The sequence below is a fragment of the Dellaglioa sp. CoH-56-MRSF-10 genome (assembly GCF_056782175.1).
In genome coordinates, this window is the sequence record NZ_JBXAYF010000013.1 from 1 (window position 1) to 4,217 (window position 4,217).

Sequence of the window (4,217 nt, forward strand, 5' to 3'; positions counted from 1 at the left end):
AGATAATAAGTGCTGGTGGATCAATTTATAAAAAACCACATTATCATGTTTTGTATATTGCTCGTAATCCGGTTACTGTTGAAAGTATTCGGAAAAAAATAAAACGTAATTTAGGTGATCAATCTGTATCTCATATCGAAATTGTTGATAGCGTGGAGTATTATTTTCAGTATTTAACGCATGAAAGTTCTGATGCAATTAAGAAAGGTAAACACCGCTACGATAAAAAAGATTTAATCTTTATAAATGATTTTGATATTGATAGATACGTAACACTTGATGAAAATGAAAAGAAAGAATTAAGGCAGACTTTACTTGAAATTGTAGATGAATATAACATTGTTAATGTAAAGGAATTAAGCTCGTTTATCAGACAAAGAGGTAACGAATTTGGAATTGAGAGTATGAAATATGTGAATGAAATAATTTCAAGTTCTTCTGGAATTTTTCGACTATATTTTGATGCAAATTACCAATGTGGTTATCGTCCGGTCTATTCAAAAACCATTGATCCTGATACAGGAGAAATAAAGAATGAGAGAGGGGTGAGAGCATGAGAGAGTTTAGTGAAAGTGATGTTGAGAAATACTTAGAATACACTGATCAAAATGTTATCCCGACTAAAGAGCTTTTAGGTCAATGCTTTATTTGTGGTATAAAGTTAAGTGAAACTGAGACACCTGAAGGTCCAGAAAAACGAGTTGTTTGTTTGAAAGATAGAGATTACTTTGTTGAAGGATTTGAGGAATTGATAGAAATGGGAGAAATAAAATAAATATTGAGACTGGAGAGGTTAAGTAATGATTATTGACGTGGAATATATTGGATTTAAGAACAATTTAGAAGTTAATTATTTGGAGGAAAAGTAATGACACAAGCAGATATTAAATACCGTCCTATTAAACCATCCGATTATCATATCTTGGAAGATATGATTCGCAAATCATGGAACTACGATCGATTAGGAAGCCCAAAATTAGCTAAACAACTGTCTAAAATATATCTTGCCAGTTGTCTTGTTAATCAAACATTTACTAGTGTTGCTGTTTTTAATGAAGTGCCTGTTGGTATTATTATGGGTAAAAATAGAGAAACACATCGTAAACCACTAAGGTATCTTATTCGGCAAGGAATTGCTGTTGCACGAATTGCTATATCTAAAGAAGGGCGTAAAATTGGAAAGACGTTTCAAAAATTTGAAGAAGTTGATGAAATTCTTTTAAAGAGCATTGGTACAAACTTTGATGGTGAATTAGCTTTTTTTGTTGTAGATGGAAACCAACGTGGTTCAGGTATCGGTAAACAATTGTATCAACAATTTTTAGATTATATGACATCTGAAAATCTTAAGACATTTTACTTATTTACGGATACGACATGTAATTTTGGCTTTTATGAACATCAAGGTTTGGAACGATTAGCTGAAGAAACGCTCGATTTGCCAGAATTACAAGAGAATATGCATTTCTATTTGTACGGAAAAATGTGATAAAAGGGGCTAGTATTATATTTTCTAAGTAAAATGAAAAAATGTTATTTCTTAAAAATTTACCTTCAATGGGCGCGATTGTTGAACTATTTTTTTAGAAAAGGGTAGCTTAGGCTACTCTTTTTTATTTGGCCAGTGGGAAAATAAACGGTAGGGTCAACGATAAATGTCTGACTGAAGCAAATCGGAAGGAATTTAAGAAGTTGATACGATCCACTGATTTTCCACCCTCTTGGCAACTCGTTTTCGAGCCGTCGGAGACATGTAGAAATTTTCTGGGTTTGCCACTTTTGAAAAAGTGGCAAGGTCTGTTGTTTTGAATTTGATATTGAAATGAATTTGCAATCGTTGCGGAAAAATGCAAAGGTGAAAATATCATTTCTGTTACTAGAAAAAAGGACAGCTGTAGGCGTTTTTTTTTGTGCCTGTTCACGTCGAACCTTTTCAGCCTAAAGGCGAAAAAAGGGGCAAAGTGGACAGACAGTTTTTAGCCTCGCAGAGACCACACTTCACAGAGTGAAGTATAGTGGGTTATACTTTACTTGGAAGATAACTCCGAAATGAGGTGCGTACTATGAGTTTTGTAGTGGCTAGAATGACGAAATTAAAAGCTGATAATTTAGTCGGTATTGGCAATCATGACCAACGGAAAACGACTAATCACAGCAACGAAGATATTGATGTTTCCCGCTCCCACTTGAATTATGATTTGGTGGCTGGGCGCACTGATAATTTTAAAACGGATATTGAAGCCTATATCAACGAAAATAAAGCTAGTAAGCGGGCAGTTCGCAAAGACGCTGTTTTAGTCAATGAGTGGATTCTAACCAGTGACAAAGATTTTTTTGAGCAATTAGACGAAGTCGAAACCCGTAAATATTTTGAAACAGCCAAACAATATTTTGCAGATAACTATGGCGACGAAAATATTCGTTATGCGGTCGTTCACTTGGACGAGAAGACCCCTCACATGCATATGGGCATTGTGCCCTTTGATGATGATAGAAAGCTCTCAGCTAAGCGTATATTCAATCGTGAAGCCTTACAGCGCATTCAAGAGGAATTACCACAATATCTCAAAGAGAATGGCTTTGATGTTCAACGTGGCAACAAAAACAAAGAGCGTAAGAATTTATCAGTACCCGAATACAAAACTATGCGGGAAGATTTGAAAAAAATAGAGACCGAAAAACAAGAGACACAAGCAAAGCTTGCAGATACTAAAAAACAGCTTGATGAAATCAAGCCACGGGATAACAAAAAAATTGCTAGTAAACCAACTTTGCTGAATAAAAATAAAGTCATGGTTGATAAATCTGATCTCGCTGATTTGGAACAACGGGCGTCTTTTAGTGATAATTACAATCAAATGCATGCTAGAGCAAGGCGTGAAGCCGACTCGTTAAGAGATAAACTGACTAGAACAACGTGGGACTATAATGACCTCGAAAGAGAGAATGAGCGATTGCAAAAGTTAGTCGGAACACTTCAAGGCATTGTCCGCAATGTTGATGAATTTCTACACAAAAAACTAGGTATCAATTTACCTGACAAGTGGCTAGAACGTGCAGGACTAAAAGAACCGTCTAAAAAAGCCCCTGAAAGCTCACAGGAACTCGAAAAACATAAATCTGATGAATTAGGCGGTCCACATCTTTAAAACGCTTATATGGGCTTAAAATGGCATTTAAGAGCTTAATTTAACATCTGGCTAGATTGAACGTCGTTAATTTTGTGTCTGTCAACGGTAAATCGAATTAAAGGGGCTTGCTGCTTTAGCAGTTAGCCCCTTTTTGAGGCTTTAAGGAGTTGATAGACTAGCGGATAAAACACTTTTGCGCATGCAAAGAAAAGCACACCTGCTTTTTTTGCCTGCCCCACGGCGAGTGCGGGGTGAGTTTGAGCGGGAGCTCCCGCTCATTTATGGGGTCAAGCTGACACAGCTTGCGGGTTTGGGCGGAGCCCATATTTTGGTTTGAGTGGGATAAAAATTTTGAAAATCAGGGGGCAGGGAGCGAATTTCGCTCCCGTACTACGACCCCCCTATAAGTGCCGAGTGCCAAATTTTACTTGAATAGGACTTTACGCTTACTCTCCCAATGGATTTGGGAGTTTTTTTATGACCGCCGTTTGACCGCCGTTTTGACCGCCGTTTTTTTAAACGGGTTATTTTTTGACTATATAGACTATAAGTATATAATGATGTATAATGATAAAAAAATAAAGGAGTGAGTTTTATGCCTGAAGAGAAAACAGAATATCAAGTTGTAACCGTTAGAATACCTAAAAAGATGTATGCTGATTACAAAGAGATTTTAAAAAGTGAAGGAAAAATTGTAACTTACGATATTAGAAACTATATGCGTGATGTTATCGAAAAATCTAAGAAAGGAGAAAAATGAGCATAAAAAAAGAGCGCCCTCTCTCAAGTTCGCTCGTGAAAAATGCTTTTATTTTCTAAAGGTGATTATACTATATGACTACTAAAAATACAAAGGCTAGAAACTTTGCATTCATTTTGTATCCTGAAAGTATTCCTGAAAACTTTATTGAAAATTTAGAAAAAACTGGTATTCCTATGGCGATTAGTCCGCTCCATAATTTAGATAAAACTGAACGAAAATTTAAAGATATGACTCCTGATGAACAAGAGATAATAAGTGCTGGTGGATCAATTTATAAAAAACCACATTATCATGTTTTGTATATTGCTCGTAATCCGGTTACT

Annotated in this window: 6 protein-coding genes; all 6 read left to right on the forward strand. The window is 35.9% G+C overall.

Features of this window, described 5'->3' with window-relative positions:
• Positions 1–557 (forward strand): Rep family protein (locus AC1RP4_RS07520; protein ID WP_481763208.1); only part of this gene is annotated, 557 nt, incomplete at its 5' end.
• Positions 554–775 carry a hypothetical protein gene (locus AC1RP4_RS07525; RefSeq protein WP_481761990.1) on the forward strand — a complete coding sequence of 74 codons (222 nt, stop codon included), beginning with the start codon at positions 554–556 and terminating at the stop codon, positions 773–775. The genes AC1RP4_RS07520 and AC1RP4_RS07525, both read left to right, overlap by 4 nt.
• Positions 776–868: 93 nt before the next feature.
• The gene (locus AC1RP4_RS07530; RefSeq protein ID WP_481761989.1) at positions 869–1,489 is read left to right on the forward strand and encodes a GNAT family N-acetyltransferase; all 621 of its coding nucleotides are present in this window, start codon (positions 869–871) and stop codon (positions 1,487–1,489) included.
• Between the two features lie 574 nt (positions 1,490–2,063).
• The gene (gene mobV, locus AC1RP4_RS07535) at positions 2,064–3,149 is read left to right on the forward strand and encodes a MobV family relaxase (protein ID WP_004906452.1); all 1,086 of its coding nucleotides are present in this window, start codon (positions 2,064–2,066) and stop codon (positions 3,147–3,149) included.
• Positions 3,150–3,726: 577 nt separating this feature from the next.
• Positions 3,727–3,891 carry a transcriptional regulator gene (locus tag AC1RP4_RS07540; RefSeq protein ID WP_481761992.1) on the forward strand — a complete coding sequence of 55 codons (165 nt, stop codon included), beginning with the start codon at positions 3,727–3,729 and terminating at the stop codon, positions 3,889–3,891.
• A gap of 74 nt (positions 3,892–3,965) precedes the next feature.
• Positions 3,966–4,217 (forward strand): Rep family protein (locus AC1RP4_RS07545; protein ID WP_481763210.1); only part of this gene is annotated, 252 nt, incomplete at its 3' end.

Excerpts from the sequence above, each read along its gene's own strand:
- AC1RP4_RS07540 (WP_481761992.1), top strand. The coding sequence starts at position 3,727 with ATGCCTGAAGAGAAAACAGAATATCAAGTTGTAACCGTTAGAATACCT.
- mobV (WP_004906452.1), top strand. The coding sequence starts at position 2,064 with ATGAGTTTTGTAGTGGCTAGAATGACGAAATTAAAAGCTGATAATTTA.
- AC1RP4_RS07525 (WP_481761990.1), top strand. The coding sequence starts at position 554 with ATGAGAGAGTTTAGTGAAAGTGATGTTGAGAAATACTTAGAATACACT.
- AC1RP4_RS07530 (WP_481761989.1), top strand. The coding sequence starts at position 869 with ATGACACAAGCAGATATTAAATACCGTCCTATTAAACCATCCGATTAT.